Annotated in this window: 17 protein-coding genes; 16 read left to right on the top strand and 1 reads right to left on the bottom strand. The window is 45.9% G+C overall.

Going from position 1 to position 16,026, the window contains the following annotated elements:
- Positions 1-183 precede the first annotated feature (183 nt).
- The 4 genes from IV55_RS07220 (at position 184) to IV55_RS07205 (ending at position 1,538) form a co-directional block, all read left to right on the top strand.
- Positions 184-759 (top strand): zeta toxin family protein, encoded by a 576-nt coding sequence (locus tag IV55_RS07220; RefSeq protein ID WP_057810802.1) that lies wholly within the window; start codon positions 184-186, stop codon positions 757-759.
- 23 nt (positions 760-782) lie between these two features.
- Positions 783-962 (top strand): hypothetical protein, encoded by a 180-nt coding sequence (locus IV55_RS07215; RefSeq protein WP_057810800.1) that lies wholly within the window; start codon positions 783-785, stop codon positions 960-962.
- A 2-nt stretch (positions 963-964) separates the two neighbouring features.
- Positions 965-1,207 (top strand): hypothetical protein, encoded by a 243-nt coding sequence (locus IV55_RS07210; protein ID WP_057810798.1) that lies wholly within the window; start codon positions 965-967, stop codon positions 1,205-1,207.
- Between the two features lie 88 nt (positions 1,208-1,295).
- Positions 1,296-1,538: a hypothetical protein gene (locus IV55_RS07205; protein ID WP_057810797.1), complete on the top strand. Its 243-nt coding sequence runs from the start codon at positions 1,296-1,298 to the stop codon at positions 1,536-1,538.
- Between the two features lie 211 nt (positions 1,539-1,749).
- On the opposite strand, the gene IV55_RS07200 is transcribed toward IV55_RS07205, so the two are convergent.
- Positions 1,750-2,685: a VOC family protein gene (locus IV55_RS07200; protein ID WP_057810795.1), complete on the bottom strand. Its 936-nt coding sequence runs from the start codon at positions 2,683-2,685 to the stop codon at positions 1,750-1,752.
- Between the two features lie 237 nt (positions 2,686-2,922).
- On the opposite strand from IV55_RS07200, the gene rimP reads away from it, so the two are divergent.
- The 12 genes from rimP (at position 2,923) to dnaJ (ending at position 15,887) form a co-directional block, all read left to right on the top strand.
- On the top strand, positions 2,923-3,405 hold the full coding sequence (rimP, locus tag IV55_RS07195; RefSeq protein WP_057810793.1) for a ribosome maturation factor RimP: 483 nt from the start codon (positions 2,923-2,925) through the stop codon (positions 3,403-3,405).
- A 39-nt stretch (positions 3,406-3,444) separates the two neighbouring features.
- Complete coding sequence (gene nusA / locus IV55_RS07190) at positions 3,445-4,587, top strand: transcription termination factor NusA (RefSeq protein WP_057810790.1); 1,143 nt, start codon at positions 3,445-3,447, stop codon at positions 4,585-4,587.
- Positions 4,588-4,622: 35 nt separating this feature from the next.
- On the top strand, positions 4,623-4,925 hold the full coding sequence (gene rnpM, locus IV55_RS07185; protein ID WP_057810788.1) for an RNase P modulator RnpM: 303 nt from the start codon (positions 4,623-4,625) through the stop codon (positions 4,923-4,925).
- Entirely contained in the window at positions 4,922-5,233 is a 312-nt protein-coding gene (locus tag IV55_RS07180) for a YlxQ-related RNA-binding protein (RefSeq protein ID WP_057810786.1), read from the top strand. Before rnpM ends, IV55_RS07180 begins: the two co-directional genes overlap by 4 nt.
- Positions 5,234-5,246: 13 nt before the next feature.
- The gene (infB, locus tag IV55_RS07175; protein ID WP_083483970.1) at positions 5,247-8,123 is read left to right on the top strand and encodes a translation initiation factor IF-2; all 2,877 of its coding nucleotides are present in this window, start codon (positions 5,247-5,249) and stop codon (positions 8,121-8,123) included.
- 22 nt (positions 8,124-8,145) lie between these two features.
- Positions 8,146-8,517 (top strand): 30S ribosome-binding factor RbfA, encoded by a 372-nt coding sequence (gene rbfA / locus IV55_RS07170; RefSeq protein WP_057810784.1) that lies wholly within the window; start codon positions 8,146-8,148, stop codon positions 8,515-8,517.
- Positions 8,518-8,662: 145 nt separating this feature from the next.
- Positions 8,663-9,574, top strand: a complete 912-nt coding sequence (truB, locus tag IV55_RS07160; RefSeq protein WP_057810780.1) for a tRNA pseudouridine(55) synthase TruB — start codon at positions 8,663-8,665, stop codon at positions 9,572-9,574.
- Between the two features lie 27 nt (positions 9,575-9,601).
- A complete protein-coding gene (gene ribF, locus IV55_RS07155) occupies positions 9,602-10,561 on the top strand; it encodes a riboflavin biosynthesis protein RibF (protein ID WP_057810778.1) in 960 nt (319 codons plus the stop codon).
- Between the two features lie 454 nt (positions 10,562-11,015).
- On the top strand, positions 11,016-12,059 hold the full coding sequence (gene hrcA, locus IV55_RS07150) for a heat-inducible transcriptional repressor HrcA (protein WP_057810883.1): 1,044 nt from the start codon (positions 11,016-11,018) through the stop codon (positions 12,057-12,059).
- 21 nt (positions 12,060-12,080) lie between these two features.
- A complete protein-coding gene (grpE, locus tag IV55_RS07145) occupies positions 12,081-12,680 on the top strand; it encodes a nucleotide exchange factor GrpE (RefSeq protein ID WP_083483969.1) in 600 nt (199 codons plus the stop codon).
- Between the two features lie 29 nt (positions 12,681-12,709).
- Positions 12,710-14,560: a molecular chaperone DnaK gene (gene dnaK, locus IV55_RS07140; protein ID WP_057810774.1), complete on the top strand. Its 1,851-nt coding sequence runs from the start codon at positions 12,710-12,712 to the stop codon at positions 14,558-14,560.
- Positions 14,561-14,768: 208 nt separating this feature from the next.
- Positions 14,769-15,887: a molecular chaperone DnaJ gene (gene dnaJ, locus IV55_RS07135; protein ID WP_057810772.1), complete on the top strand. Its 1,119-nt coding sequence runs from the start codon at positions 14,769-14,771 to the stop codon at positions 15,885-15,887.
- The last annotated feature ends 139 nt before the right edge of the window (positions 15,888-16,026 follow it).

Here is a 16,026-nt window from a genome sequence, read left to right as displayed (position 1 = left end):
GTGCCTGCGATAGCGCAGAGACAAACTACTCAGTGCCCAAAAAACTTAGTAAAGTTAAAATCGTCGTTGCTTCAGCCTGTATTCAGGTTGAGGCAGCGACGATTTTTTATATGTGAGAAGAAAATGCGCCTGCAATGCGTATGTACTTATTGACGAGACTAAAAGTTGATGAGGTGCAGTGCGATGGTAACGTGGGTGGTGGTCGAAGGTTTAGTAACAAGCGGCTGGGAACAATCCATTAAGGATGATTCTGAGTCATTTGAAGTAACGGATTTTGAAACACGGCGGAAAAAACATCGCTTGGATGCTGAACAGTATGTTGATCAGTGTTTGAAGTATGTATTTAGTGACATTAAAAAAGGCCAGGGTCACAAAAAGGTAGCGATTTTTTCGGCCGGTACGCCAGGATCAGGTAAAACAGAGTTGTTAGACTACTTGTATCCACGGTACCAACATATTTATGCACGCTTGGATCCAGATGATTTTAGACATTATTTTTCAGAATATACGGGTGATAATGCTGCTGAGTTTCAGCCGGCAATTGGTTATTTGCTAACGAAATGTTTCAACTATGCGAAGAAACATAAGTATAATTTTATTTACGACTCTACGTTTGTTGCCCATAGTTCACTTGAACGTGTACAGAAAGTTATCAATGCTGGCTACGTGGTTAAAATTGTGTATACTTATAGCCAACCTCGCGACGCATGGAATATTATTCAAGGCCGCTATCAAGTTATGTACCTAAAACATTTTTGATTCATTCTTATGAGTCAATAAATGTGAATTTAACGTATTTGACAAATTGGCATATCAGTCACCTAGGCATGGCATCTGAGAAAATAAGCTACTTGCTGGTTCTTTGGGAACAGCAACAACGTAAAATGACTGAATTCATCAGTGCTCAGGATTTTGCAGACAAACGACCCTTAGTTCCAGATACGACTCATTTGGAGGATTGAGAATGACGATTAAAAATAGTGAAGAAATGCAGATAATGAATGAACTTTGGCAAAAATATGATAATAATTCACTGCTTTTCGAAAAAACAGCGTCTTTAGAAGAAAAAAACAGAATGCTACGAGCTGCTGCACTTGCAGCACGTCGCGATCAAATTGCCATGCTTGGACATAATCTCGAAAGCGAAGCAGCACGTGTAAGAATGACTAAACAGTTGGAAGAAGCAAAGAAGGAATATGGTATCTAAGGCAAAGTGATTTTGGCTCGGATTCCGTTTCAATTATTTGTGGATTTAAAAACGTAGTGACATTCGAGACTCATTTGGAGGATTGAGAATGACGATTAAAAATGGCAAAGAAATGCAGATAATGAATGAGCTTTGGCAAAAATATGATAATAATTCATTGCTTTTCGAAAAAACAGCGTCTTTAGAAGAAAAAAACAGAATGCTACGGGCTGCAGCAATTGCCGCGAGTCGCGATCAAATTGCCATGCTCGGACATGAACCGGCAGATGAAGCAGCACGGTTAAGAATGACTAAACAAATCGAGCTAGCGCAAAAAGAGTACGGCATCTAAATCTAAAGAGCGTGGGATAAAATTCGGAAGTCGTGAGTCAGACCTAGAACTGCCGTACGGGTTGGGCTTCAACCCGGTATCACTCGTCCTCTGCACAGCGACTTGACTCTTGTCCCACGTTTCCGCTATTGAAAATCAGAAAACAACATCAAAGAGGCACCTAAGACAAAGTAACGTTTGTCTTAGGTGCCTCTTTAGTTTTGGTTGTACTTTAGTTCATCGGTGCGCCGCCAAAGCGGGCCACTTCGTCAAAATGGACGTCATGGTCGGCGTACCATTTTGTGACCGCGGCGGTTTGGTCAGCAAAGTGTGGCGGTAAGGACAATTGATTACCCATTGTTTCAGCTGGTTCTTCTAGGTTAAAACCAGGTGTGATGGTGGCGAGCTCAATCCGGTTATCGGCAGCATCACGCACGTAAATACTTTGGAACCAGCCACGGTCACGATACATTTCAATGTCTAAGCCAAGCGCTTGGGCTTTTTTATAGTAAGCAAGTAACGTATCGCGGTCGGGTACCTGCAAAGCAATGTGATCGACACTGCCACGACCCATTCGCGAGCGATGTTTCGGATCAGGCGCATCAGCGAAACGCAGCTGCGCATTTTCAGCTGGCAATGTAATTTTGTGATCAGTTAAATCTAGTCCGAGCCAGTCGTGATAAAAGGCGATGCTGGCTTCACGGTCAACGTCGACCACGGTGGTCCCTAATAAACCGGTTAGTTGATAATCAGCGGGGATGTCATTATTAACGACTTGATTGCCAACAAGGCGTTTTGCAGTTTCGGTAAACCGAAGGGGGGTGTCATCGGGATCGTTTACGGTGAGTCCGTTGTCGACACGCACAGGCGTATAACCAAACGACCGTAATCGGTCAGCCCAAAAATCTGTGGTGCCAGTAGGAATCCCTAATTTGATGCCAATCAGGCCATGATTTTTATCCTGGCGTTGACCCAGTAGACCGAGTACAAAAAAGGTCACGACGCTGCCAGGCTCGCCAAGATTGTTTCCATAGTATAGATGGCGAATATGGACATTTTCTTGGTTGACTGAATTTTTGACCAATCGCAGGCCTAATACCTGGATGTAAAATTGAGCATTTTTAGTGGCGTTGCCAGTCAAAAGTGAAATGTGATGTGGTGCAAACATAAGAACACCTCCGGAGACACTTTAATTAGCTACAGTGTACGACACTGTCGTTAAAAATGCAGACATTTGTGCCAGCAGTTAAGATGGCGAACCTGCACCGGTGCCAGGACTGTCCTGACAGTTGCGCTGACGCTTGTAGCATGCTACAATATTAACTGTAATTTAAGACTCTTAATCTAAGAGTGAGCCGGTTTCCGGCTCGCTCTTTTTTCAGGACAAAATGAGGAGGTGGACAACTTGAGCAACGTGACAGAGACGGTCACCGAAATGGTGCAACCCATCGTTAGCGAACATGATTTCCAATTAGTAGATGTCGAGTTCGTTAAGGAAGGCAAGAGCTGGTACCTGCGTGTCTACGTTGATAAGCCTGGTGGAATTACGATCGATGATTGTGTCATCGTGAATGATGCCCTGAGCGAAAAGTTAGACCAAGCGCAGCCGGACCCCATTCCCCAAGCGTATTACCTGGAGGTTTCCTCACCGGGAGCTGAACGGCCGCTGAAAAAAGAGGCGGATTTTCAAAGTGCTGTGAATCAGTACATTCACATTTCATTGTACCAACCAATTAATAAAGTGAAGGTGTTTGAAGGCACCCTTGCAAAGCTAACGGACACTGAACTCACTTTGGACTACAAAGTGAAAGGTGTCGCTAAGACATTGACGATTGCACGAACAGCGATTGCCAGTGCACGGTTAGCAATTGATTTTAGTGGGATGTAATTTCAGTGCACGTAAGCGTGACTAAAGGAGTACGAGGAAATGAGTAAAGAACTAGTCGGAGCGTTGGATGCTCTGGAACAAGAAAAGGGCATCAAGAAGCAAGTTGTGATCGATGCTTTGGAAGCAGCGTTAGTGTCTGCCTACAAGCGCAACTACAATCAAGCTGCTAATGTGGATGTTGAATTCAACGATAAAAAGGGTGACATCAAGGTTTATGCAGTTAAAACCGTTGCCGAAACAATCGAAGATCAACAACTACAAATGAGCTTGCAGGATGCTGTGGCAATCAACCGGGCCTACGAAATTGGCGATGAAATCAAGGTTGAAGTAACGCCGAAGAACTTTGGTCGGATTGCTGCCCAAACAGCCAAGCAAGTAATCATGCAACGGGTTCGTGAAGCAGAGCGTGGTTTGGTCTACGACGAATACAGCCAGTACATGGATGATGTCGTGACTGGTGAAGTTGAACGTCAAGACACGCGCTACATGTACGTGACATTAGGTAGTGGCGCCAACACGGTGGAAGCCGTCATGGCACCTTCTGACCAAATGCCAAACGAAAGCTACAAAATGCATGACAAGATCAAAGTCTATGTGGCGCGTGTTGAAAACAACGCCAAGGGCCCACAAGTGTTCGTCAGTCGGACACATCCTGAATTATTGAAGCGTTTGTTTGAAGACGAAGTTCCTGAAATTTATGACGGAACTGTCGAAATCGTTTCAATTGCACGGGAAGCCGGCGATCGGGCAAAGATCGCAGTTAAGTCTAACGATCCTAACCTGGATCCTGTTGGTACCTGTGTCGGCCCTCGTGGGCAACGTGTTCAAACCATCGTGAATGAACTTGGTGGTGAAAACATGGATATCGTCGAATGGGTTGATGATGAAGCACAGTATGTTGCTAACTCATTGAATCCAGCAGAAGTCGTTGACGTTGTGTTCGATTCTGAAAATGATCGTGCCTGCACGGTGGTTGTTCCTGATTACCAATTGTCATTAGCAATCGGTAAGCGTGGACAAAATGCCCGTTTAGCAGCTAAGTTAACTGGCTTTAAGATTGATATCAAGTCAGAAACAGAAGCTGCTGGTCTCTTTGAAGATGCTGACGACGAAGAATACGTTGAAGCAGGCTCTGACGTTGAAGTGACGAAGCCCGACTTTGAAAAGACTGAAGACCAGTAAGCCAACGGTTTTTCTATAGAAAAGGGGGAGTTATGATGCACCAACGTAAAGTACCCATGCGAAAAGACATTGTGACCGGTGAGATGTTACCCAAGAAGGATTTGATTCGGGTGGTTAAGAACAAGGAAGACGAAATCACCATTGATCCAACTGGGAAACAAAACGGCCGCGGTGCCTATGTCGGCATCAACGTTGAAACGGCTAAAAAAGCGCAGAAAGAACACAGTTTAGATAAGGCGTTTGGGATGAAGGTGAGCGACGAATTTTATACCGAATTGGTTGAATTCGTGGATCACCAACAAGCAAGACGTGAACTGTTCGGTGACAACGCTAAATGACACCTGAGCAGCGCCTACTAAACCTACTGGGCTTGGCCCAACGAGCAGGTAAACTTGTGTCTGGTGAACCCATGGTTCTTGCTGCAATTAAGGAACAAAAGTTAAACCTATTGTTTCTAGCAAGTGACATGGGTGCCAGCTCAATGAAGAAGTTATCAGATAAAGCAACATACTATGAGGTCCCGCTTAACACGACATTAACTGTCGAACAATTAAGTCAGGCGACCGGCCGCCAGCGGTTCGCAATCGGTGTCAACGATCGCGGGTTTGCACGTAAAATGCAGACACTGCTGGACAATATGAAATGAGGAGCGTGAAAGGATGGCCAACAAGCGAATCTACGAGCTCGCCAAAGAACTGAACGTATCTAGTAAGGATCTTTTGGCAACCGCAAATGCTAAGGGTATGAATTTTAGTAACCACATGGCAACGGTTAGCGACACGCAAGAGCAACAGTTACGTGGTAAAGCTGCACCTAAAAAGGCAGCTGCCACGACTGAAAAAACAACAACACCAACGACAACCGATGCTGAACCAGCTAAACGGAAAGTCGTACATCATTTAATTAACCATAATAAGAAACCTGATCACCGGCACACGAACTTTGGCCGTAACGGTGGGGCAAATCTTCATGGTGAAGGGCGGATTATGAATTTGAACAACCCACGGTCTAACAACCGACCTGCTAAACAACAGCGGTCGGAAGCACAATCCAGTGCGCCTAAGTCAGCTGCTGCGCAACAAAGTGCTGCAGCAACGAGTCAGGCAGCTAGTGTTGCACCTAAGTCAGCTGCAACGAGTGCCTCAAAAGTAACGTCAACGGCGGCTAGTCAAGCACCTAAGACGGCTACGAATTTAGCACCTCGTTCAACTAACAACAACCGACCAGCAGCTAGTCATAACAATTCGACTAGTCGTCCTGCCAGCTCGACCAACAACCGGTCAACAAGTAGTAATGGTAACCGTTCAAATAACAACGGTAGCCGTAACACGACTAGCAGTACGAACCGGTCAAATGGCGGTTACAACAGCAACCGTAGCAATGGTCAGTCATCCAGTAACAACCGTCCTAATAACGGTGGTAACCGGAGCACCAGCCAAAACCGCGGTACCAGCCAGAATTCACGTAACAATACGAGTTCACGCCCAAGCAACAACAGCTCACGGCCAACGAATACAAATTCACGGCCAAGCAGCAGTAACAATAGTTCACGTTCAAGTCAACCATCAACCACTGGTTCAACGAACAACCGTGGTGGGAACACGAACAACAACCGCTTCGGACCAAATGCAACCAGCAGTCGTGGTCGCGGTGGTAACCGTCGTGGTGGGCAACAACAATATGGTCAAAAGCATCAAAAGCGTAACAAGCGTAACCAACGGATTAAACAGACAACGCAGGCTGTGCCAGCACCAACCCGTAAGGATCGGCCATTGCCAGAAGTTCTGATGTACACCGTGGGGATGAACGCTCAGGATCTGGGAAAGATCTTGCATCGCGAACCAACAGAAATCATCAAGAAGTTGTTCATGTTGGGGGTTATGGTTAACCAAAACCAAAGCCTTGATAAGGACACCATCGAAGTGTTAGCTGCTGATTACGGCATTAACGCTGAAGAAAAACCTCAAGAAGATATTGCTGATATCGATAAGTTCTTTGAGGAACAGGCACAAACGGATCCAACTAAGTTAGTTGCCCGGCCACCTGTTGTAACAATCATGGGACACGTTGACCATGGTAAGACGACATTATTGGACCAATTACGGAACTCACACATTACGGCTGGTGAAGCTGGTGGGATTACGCAAAAGATTGGTGCCTACCAAGTAGAATTAAAGGATCGTAAGATTACCTTTATCGATACACCTGGACATGCTGCCTTTACTGCAATGCGTGCCCGTGGTGCTGACATCACTGATATCACAATCTTAGTGGTTGCTGCTGATGATGGGGTTATGCCACAAACCATCGAAGCCATCCACCATGCGCAAGCAGCGAAGACACCAATTATCGTTGCTGTGAATAAGATTGATAAACCAGGTGCCAACCCGAACCACGTAATCGAACAATTGGCAGAATACAACTTGATTCCTGAAGCTTGGGGTGGTGAAACCATCTTCGTTGAAATCTCAGCTAAGTTCGACAAGAACTTGGATGAATTGCTCGACATGGTTCTATTACAAGCTGACTTGATGGAATTGAAAGCTGATCCTGATCAACGAGCACTTGGTTCCGTTATCGAAGCCCGTTTGGACAAAGGTCGCGGTCCTGTTGCGACTGTCTTAGTTCAAGAAGGGACGTTACGTATCGGTGACCCAATCGTTATCGGGAACACGTACGGTCGGATTCGGACGATGAACAATGACCGTGGTCAAGATGTTAAGGAAGCCACACCAGCAACTCCAGTTGAAATTACTGGGATGAACGATGTGCCTGAAGCCGGTGACAAGTTCGTTGTCTTTGCAGATGAAAAATCAGCTCGTGCAGCTGGTGAAGAACGTGCTAGTCGTGCCTTGGTTGAAGAACGTTCACATGGTAACCATGTCACGTTGGACAACCTGTTTGACACGATGAAGGAAGGCGAAATGAAGGAAGTTGATGTAATCATCAAGGCCGATGTCCAAGGGTCTGTTGAAGCATTAGCTAACTCATTCCAGAAGATTCAAGTTGACGGTGTGCGGGTTAACATTATCCATAAGGCCGTTGGTGCCATTAACGAAAGTGATGTTACCTTAGCTGAAGCATCTGATGCGATTATCGTTGGGTTCAACGTACGTCCAACAGTCCAAGCTAAGTCACAAGCTGACGGCGATGGCGTGGACATTCGTCTCCACAACGTTATCTACAACGCGATCGATGAAATTGAATCAGCCATGAAGGGGATGCTTGAACCAGTTTATGAAGAACAAGTAACTGGTCAAGTTGAAGTTCGTGAACTGTACAAGGTTTCTAAAGTCGGAACAGTTGTCGGTGGATTGGTTACTGAAGGTTACATTAGTAGTGACGCCGGTATCCGTTTGATTCGTGACGGTGTGGTTATCTACGAAGGTAAGCTTGGCTCACTGCAACGGTTCAAGGACCAAGTTAAGCAGGTCAAGGCTGGTTTCGACCTTGGGTTAACAATTGCCGGGTACAACGACATCAAGGAAGGCGACGTTATTGAAGCTTACGTGATGAAGGAAGTTCCTGTCGAATAAACAGCAAAGGCGGTAAAACATTATGCCAACAAATAAACATTATCGGGTTGGCCGGCTAGAGCAAGAAATTCAACGTGAAGTGACGGACATTTTGTTAAAACGTGTGCGTGACCCACGGGTGGCCGGCGTAACCATTACGGGTGTTGAAGTGACCGGTGACTTACAGGAAGCAACACTGTATTACAGTATTCTTTCTGATAAGGCTAGCGATAACGAAAAAACGGCAACTGGTTTGGAAAAAGCCAGTGGGTTGATTCGTGGTGAACTAGGCAGTCGCCTGAGCATTTACAAGACACCTGAAATTACGTTCGTTCAAGATCGTTCCGTTCAATACGGCAGTCACATTGATGATTTAATCAACAGTCTGCATAAACAAGAACGCGATCAATACTAAACGTGCAACTTGCTTTAAGTGAGTACGCACAAACAAAGCGACTGCCATGTGCAGTCGCTTTTTATTTTGGGCTAGGTTATAATTAGCAACGTTATTAATGAAGAAAGCGGTGTCTGACCGCAGTAAATAAAATGGAGAAACGGTCATGGAAGGCATCTTACCAATTAACAAACCACGCGGCATGACGAGTCACGATGTGGTATTCAAGTTACGTAAAATTCTCCACACCAAAAAAATCGGGCACTCTGGCACGTTAGATCCAAATGTTGATGGCGTTTTGCCAATCTGTATTGGTGCGGCAACCAAAGTGGTGCCGTACTTGATGGACTCTGGAAAAGTTTATAAGGGAACCGTGACACTTGGCTTTGCGACTGAAACTGAAGATTTAGACGGCGAAGAGGTAACCCGCACACCTTTGCGTCAACCATTCACCGATGCACAGATCTTGATTGGCATGGATGCATTGATTGGTGACATTGAACAGATTCCACCAATGTACTCAGCTGTTAAAGTTAACGGTCGCAAGTTGTATGAATATGCGCGTGCCGGTGAGACCGTGGAACGTCCAGTGCGGCGTATTCACGTGGACTACTTTAAACAAACCGGTGCTAGTACATTTGATGAAGCGGCTGGTACGCAGACGATTCCTTTTGAAATTGGCTGTGGCAAAGGCACCTATGTCCGTACGCTATCCGTTCAGCTAGGTGAACAACTCGGTGTCCCTGCTGTCATGAGTGACCTGACGCGGTTGAAAAGTGGCGGCTTTGACCTGACACAGACAGCCACCTTGGAAGAAGTCACGGCGGCCATGGATGCAGGCACGATTAACCAGTTGCTACGGCCCATTGATGTTGCGTTAGCACATTATCCGGTGGTTGAATTGGACCGGGTTCAGTGGCAGATTGTGACCAACGGCGGTTTTCTGCCCAGCAGTATCCTAGCAGGACATGATGTGGTGGCAGTCAAATACGCCGATCACATCAAAGCGTTGTATCAGCAGCATCCAATTGAGAAGTCGTTGGCTAAACCATTAAAAATGTTTTCGAACCATCTCTAAAAATTGTTGTATTGAAGGTATGTCATTGTGAAAGTGATTTATTTACGGCACCCATATCAAACTGAACAAATTCCCGAAGGACCAGTGGTACTTGCCATGGGGTTCTTTGATGGCGTACATGTTGGTCATCAAGCGGTGATCAAACGTGCCCGACAGATGGCTGATGAACGCGGCGTGAAGCTCGCGATTCTAACGTATACGCATCAACCATCACTGGTCTATAAAAATACGGCCGAAGGATTTCGGTATTTGTCGTCATTTGATCGGAAGCTAGCATTATTAGAAGCGTTAGGTGCTGACATTGTGTACGGTATTAGCTTCACGTCACAGTTATCAGCGTTACATCCACAGAAGTTTGTCGATCAATACATGGTCGGCTTACATGCGGTGGCAGTTGTGGCTGGGTTCGACCACACATATGGGAAGGAAGATGTGGCCAATATGGCGCTACTTTCAGACTATGCGGCCGGTCGCTTTGATGTTGAAACGGTTAGTGAAGTGGCCATGGACAATGAGAAGGCCAGCTCCACACGAATTCGTGCCGCTATTGATGACGGGGATGTTAGTCTGGCGAATCGCTTGTTAGGCTACACCTACCAGACAACTGGCATCGTGGTTCATGGTGAAGCGCGCGGACGCACACTCGGTTATCCAACTGCTAATATCAGCGGTCCGTCAACGGAACGTCTGCCAGCAATCGGTATTTATGCGGTCTGGGTGAAAATAGGTCCAACTTGGTATCAGGGGATGGCTTCCATTGGCCGAAACGAAACCTTTGGTGATAATCGTCCAGTGACAATTGAAATTAACCTGTTAGATTTCAGTCAGGAAATCTACGGGGAAGAAGTGCAGGTTGCCTGGGGTGGTTATTTACGTGGTCAAGTGAAATTCACCGGCGCCGATGCGCTAGTTGAACAGTTAGACCAGGACGTGGAAGCAACACGTGCATTTATGAAAGACCATGCAGATGGTCCACGAATGCTGTAAGTACCAAAGTGGGACAAAAGTTGGGAAGTCGTGAGCAAGACCTAGAACTGCCATACGGGTTTGGCTTCAACCCGGTAGGTAGTTCGTAGTCTGCACAGCGACTTGACTTTTGGTCCACGTTGCAGTTATTTAAATACAGAAAGCAATAGGGAGTCTGTGAAACATAATTCATTATGTTCGCAGACTTTTTTCCATAGAGCAGAATTCTGCACAGCGCTTTGATTATCATTCTAATGCTTCTAAATTAGGAAGTATTAGCTAGCGGATGGTTTACTGAGACATTCCTCGGGTTTTCGCGGTTGCCTCCGCGCAAGCGCAGGTAACCGCGCTCCACACGAATAAAAGTCAGCAATTTTTCCGCAAAAACCTTTGATTTTGTTTGACTTTCTTTGACCAAGTTGTTATATTAATAACTGTTCTTAGCACTCAAATAGCTCAAGTGCTAAAAGAGGTGATTAAGACGTTAACAGATCGACAAAAATTAATCTTACAAGCAATCGTTCGTGAGTACACGGACACGGGTGCGGCAGTGGGTTCAAAAGCGCTGACCAACCGGTTACCAATCCATGTTAGTTCCGCCACCATTCGTAATGAAATGGCGGCATTGGAAGAAGCAGGGTATGTGCAAAAAGAGCACACGTCTTCTGGGCGCGTGCCATCATTAGCAGGGTACCGATATTACGTTGACCACTTGGTGAACGATGATCCGGTCGCTAATAATGACATTGCCTTGATTCAAAGTGAACTGGGTGGCTCTTTCAGCAAGATTGATGAAATCGTTGAGGAATCAGCGAACTTATTATCAAAGCTCACGTCATATACAGCGTTTACGCTGCGACCTGAGCAAGCTGATGTACAACTGAGTGGTTTTCGGTTAGTGCCGTTAGGTAATCATCAGGTCATGGCCATTTTGGTCATGGACAATGGTGATGTTGCCAACCAGACGTTCAGCATTCCACGTAGCATGGAAAGTGATCAACTAGAATCAGTCGTGCGTTTGATTAATGATCAGCTGGTCGGCTTGCCGTTACCAGAGGTCATGCTCAAACTAAACACGGAGATTCCAGCACAGATCAAGCAGTACATGCAGACGCCGGATGGCTTTTTGGGCTTGTTCAACCAAGTGTTGGATCAGGCTGCTGCTGAACGGTTCTTCGTTGGTGGTCGGTTGAACTTACTGAATTTCTCAGTCAACCGTGACCCACAGGATTTGAAATCACTGTACCAGTTGTTTGATACGTCAGACGACATCGCCAGTGTATTGAGTCCGCCAGACAACCAGGTTCGTGTCAAAATCGGTGATGAGATCAGAAATGACCTTTTGAAGGATTACAGTCTGGTCACTGCGACCTATGATGTTGGCCAACATGGCCGCGGCATGATTGCGGTGCTAGGACCGACCCGGATGCCGTATTCACGGATGATTGGGCTAGTTGGGGCATTTCGTCATGAACTAGCAGCGAAGTTGTTAGATTACTACCGACACCTTGATGAATAATCGAGTGTCTAATTAAGATGAATGGAGGTGGCAAAATTGGCTAAACAAGAAGATGTTCAACCAACTGATGCAGATCAGGCAGCCACTGAGCCTGCCAAGGACCCAACGGCCAAAGACATTAAGAAGCCAGTGGACAAAGCAGCGACTGCAGAAGATACCAACGAAGCAGAAGCAAAGGTGACGGAATTGACCGCCCAACTGGCTGCCATGGAGGATAAATTCCTTCGCGGCCAGGCGGAAATCGCCAACATTCAACAACGTAACCAAAAAGAAACGGCTTCATTAATGAAATACGACGGCCAACAGTTGGCCCATGACATTGTTCCTGAGTTGGATAACTTGGAACGTGCTTTGCAGGCACCAGTTGAAGATGACGCTGCTAAACAGCTACAACATGGCGTGCAAATGGTTTATGATCATTTACAAGCTGCGTTGAAGCAAAACAACGTGACGGAAATTGACGCGTTAAATCAACCGTTTGATCCAACGCTACACCAGGCTGTTCAAACAACGCCAGTGAGCGATGGGCAAACCGCTGACACAGTTGTGAGTGTTCTGCAAAAAGGTTACATGCTTAAAGATCGTGTGCTGCGCCCAGCAATGGTCGTTGTGGCACAATAATAATTATAAAAATAAGGAAGTACTGAATCATGGCTAAAATTATCGGAATTGACTTAGGGACAACGAACTCAGCAGTTGCTGTGCTTGAAGGTGGTCAACCAAAGATCATCGCTAACCCAGAAGGTAACCGGACGACACCATCTGTTGTGTCATTTAAGAATGGTGAAACACAGGTCGGTGAAGTTGCCAAACGGCAAGCAATCACTAACCCCAACACAATTCGTTCAATCAAACGTCACATGGGTGAAGATGGTTTCACCGTTGACGTTGAAGGTAAGAAGTACACACCACAAGAAATCTCTGCAATGATCCTGCAATACATCAAGGGCTTTGCTGAAGACTACTTGGGCGAAAAGGTTGAACAAGCAGTTATTACGGTACCTGCTTACTTTAACGATGCCCAACGTCAAGCAACTAAAGATGCTGGTAAAATCGCCGGTTTGACGGTTGAACGGATCATCAACGAACCAACTTCTTCTGCCTTAGCTTACGGCTTGGACAAGAAGGACAAAGACGAAAAAATCTTAGTTTATGACCTTGGTGGTGGTACTTTTGATGTTTCCATCTTGGAATTAGGCGATGGTGTCTTTGATGTTCTGTCAACTAATGGTGACACACGTCTTGGTGGGGATGACTTTGACCAAAAGATCATCGATTGGTTAGTTGAAAACTTCAAGAAGGACAATGGTGTTGACTTAGCTGCTGACGCCATGGCGATGCAACGCTTGAAGGATGCTGCTGAAAAGGCTAAGAAAGACCTTTCTGGTGTTAACGAAGCCCAAATTAGTTTGCCATTTATCTCAAGTGGTGACGCAGGTCCATTGCATTTGGAACAAACACTTTCACGTGCACAGTTCAACCAAATGACCGCTGACTTGATCGAACGTACCAAGACACCTGTTCAAAATGCTTTACGTGATGCTGACCTAACCATGGACGACATCGACGAAGTGATCTTGAATGGTGGTTCAACACGGATTCCAGCCGTTCAAGAAGCTGTTAAGGAATTAGCTGGTAAGGAACCTAACCACTCAATCAACCCTGATGAAGCCGTTGCCTTAGGTGCTGCTGTTCAAGGTGGGGTTATCACTGGTGATGTGAAGGACGTTGTTTTACTTGACGTTACGCCATTATCATTAGGGATTGAAACCATGGGTGGTGTATTCACGAAGTTGATCGACCGTAATACAACAATCCCAACTTCAAAGAGTCAAACCTTCTCCACGGCTGCTGATAACCAACCAGCTGTTGATATCCATGTCTTACAAGGTGAACGGCCAATGGCTGCTGACAACAAGACGTTGGGTAACTTCCAATTATCAGACATTCCTGCCGCACCTCGTGGTGTCCCTCAGATCCAAGTTACGTTTGATATCGACAAGAACGGTATCGTCAATGTATCTGCTAAGGATATGGGCACGAACAAGGAACAAAAGATTACCATTAAGAGTAATTCTGGTCTTTCCGACGAAGAAATCGAAAAGATGAAGAAGGATGCTGAAGCAAATGCTGATGCTGATAAGAAACGTAAAGAAGAAGTAGACTTGAAGAACGAAGTCGACCAGTTATTATTCCAAGTTGATAAGACTTTGGAAGACCTTAAGGGTAAGGTTTCTGACGACGAAGTTAAGAAAGCAACCGATGCGCGTGATGCCTTGAAGAAGGCACAAGACGACAACAACATCGAAGACATGAAGACCAAGAAGGACGAATTAAACAAGATCGTTCAAGACTTGACCGTTAAGTTGTACCAGCAAGCACAATCACAAGAAGGTGCAGAAGGTTCTGCAGCTGCTGGTGATGGTAGCCAAGCCGGTTCAGCCGATGGCGAAACAGTCGATGGTGACTTCAAAGAAGTCGATCCTGACGACAAAAAGTAGGCATAAGTCATAAAAAAAGTGAATCAGCGTGCTCAGATTAAAGACTGGCAAACGCGGTTCCACTATATAGCAGCACAGAAAAGCCACCCTGCGTCTAGGTCTGGCTTTTCCCTGCTATTTATGCCACAATTTGCATTGACGATTACACGAGCAACACTGGTTTTCACACCAGGAAGTTGATTTGGTTTAGAACAATGGGGGATTTAGCATGTCTCAAGGAAGAGACCCGTATGACGTACTTGGCGTTGGTCGCGACGCCTCACAAGACGAAATTAAAAAGGCCTTTCGGAAGCTTTCGAAGAAGTATCATCCTGATTTAAACAAGGCTCCGGATGCGGAGGACAAGTTTAAAGAGGTTGCCGATGCCTACGAAAAGGTTGGCGATCCCCAAAAGCGGCAACAGTATGACCAATATGGTGATGCTGGACAGCAATTCGGCGGTGGCGGACAAGGTTTCGGTGGTCAAGGATTTGGCGGTCAGGGCTTCGGTGGTTTTGACGATATCTTCAGCCAAATGTTTGGTGGTGGCGGTGGTTCACATCGTAATCCGAATGCGCCTCAACCGGGGCAAGATCTGCAGTACTCTATGTCATTGAAGTTTGAAGAAGCCATCTTCGGTAAAACGACAACGATTAAGTACAACCGTGAAGAAACATGTGGCACGTGTGGTGGGAATGGTGCCAAGCCTGGTACGTCACCAGTAACGTGTCACAAGTGTGGTGGAACTGGTTATGTTGATACAGTTCGCAACACACCACTTGGTCAGATGCGGTCACAACAAGTTTGTGATGTTTGTGGCGGAAGTGGTAAAGAAATCAAAGAAAAGTGCCCAACTTGTCACGGTGCTGGTCACACTAACGAAAGCCATGAAATCGAAGTTAAGGTTCCAGCCGGAGTTGATGATGGTCAACAGATGCGGTTACAAGGTCAAGGGGAAGCCGGTTCTAACGGTGGCCCTTACGGAGACTTGTACATTGTCTTTACGGTTCAAGTAAGTAAGGACTTCCAACGTGATGGTTCCGATATTTACTTCGAACAACCATTGTCCTTCACGCAAGCAGCGTTAGGTGATGAAATTGAAGTGAAAACTGTTCACGGCAACGTTAGCTTGAAGATTCCTGCTGGTACACAAACCGGCACGATCTTCCGGTTACGTGGCAAAGGTGTACCGCGCTTACGCGGTAACTCAAACGGTGACGAACGTGTCACGGTGAAAGTTCAAACACCAAAGGGCTTAAACAAGGGACAAAAAGAAGCATTGAAAGCATTCGCGAAGGCGAGTGGGGAAGATGCACCTCGTGGCGGCGGAATTTTTGGTCACCACTAAGCGAGAATTGAAAAGCGGCGTTAGAAATCTAAATGATTTCTAACGCCGCTTTTTGTGTAGAGCCATTTTTATGAAAATGAACAGATTAGTGGTCAGTTCCTGCGTGAATAGGTAAAGAAAGTTAATGTTAAAAGCAAAG

It is taken from the genome of Furfurilactobacillus siliginis, from assembly GCF_001437435.1.
Lineage (GTDB): Bacteria > Bacillota > Bacilli > Lactobacillales > Lactobacillaceae > Furfurilactobacillus > Furfurilactobacillus siliginis.
This window is presented reverse-complemented; position numbering and strand designations above follow the sequence as displayed.

Bases quoted from the DNA above. Each gene is read 5' to 3' on its own strand.
- IV55_RS07220 (WP_057810802.1), top strand. From the start codon at position 184: ATGGTAACGTGGGTGGTGGTCGAAGGTTTAGTAACAAGCGGCTGGGAA.
- IV55_RS07210 (WP_057810798.1), top strand. From the start codon at position 965: ATGACGATTAAAAATAGTGAAGAAATGCAGATAATGAATGAACTTTGG.
- IV55_RS07205 (WP_057810797.1), top strand. From the start codon at position 1,296: ATGACGATTAAAAATGGCAAAGAAATGCAGATAATGAATGAGCTTTGG.
- IV55_RS07200 (WP_057810795.1), bottom strand. From the start codon at position 2,685: ATGTTTGCACCACATCACATTTCACTTTTGACTGGCAACGCCACTAAA.
- nusA (WP_057810790.1), top strand. From the start codon at position 3,445: ATGAGTAAAGAACTAGTCGGAGCGTTGGATGCTCTGGAACAAGAAAAG.
- rnpM (WP_057810788.1), top strand. From the start codon at position 4,623: ATGCACCAACGTAAAGTACCCATGCGAAAAGACATTGTGACCGGTGAG.
- IV55_RS07180 (WP_057810786.1), top strand. From the start codon at position 4,922: ATGACACCTGAGCAGCGCCTACTAAACCTACTGGGCTTGGCCCAACGA.
- infB (WP_083483970.1), top strand. From the start codon at position 5,247: ATGGCCAACAAGCGAATCTACGAGCTCGCCAAAGAACTGAACGTATCT.
- rbfA (WP_057810784.1), top strand. From the start codon at position 8,146: ATGCCAACAAATAAACATTATCGGGTTGGCCGGCTAGAGCAAGAAATT.
- truB (WP_057810780.1), top strand. From the start codon at position 8,663: ATGGAAGGCATCTTACCAATTAACAAACCACGCGGCATGACGAGTCAC.
- grpE (WP_083483969.1), top strand. From the start codon at position 12,081: ATGGAGGTGGCAAAATTGGCTAAACAAGAAGATGTTCAACCAACTGAT.
- dnaK (WP_057810774.1), top strand. From the start codon at position 12,710: ATGGCTAAAATTATCGGAATTGACTTAGGGACAACGAACTCAGCAGTT.
- dnaJ (WP_057810772.1), top strand. From the start codon at position 14,769: ATGTCTCAAGGAAGAGACCCGTATGACGTACTTGGCGTTGGTCGCGAC.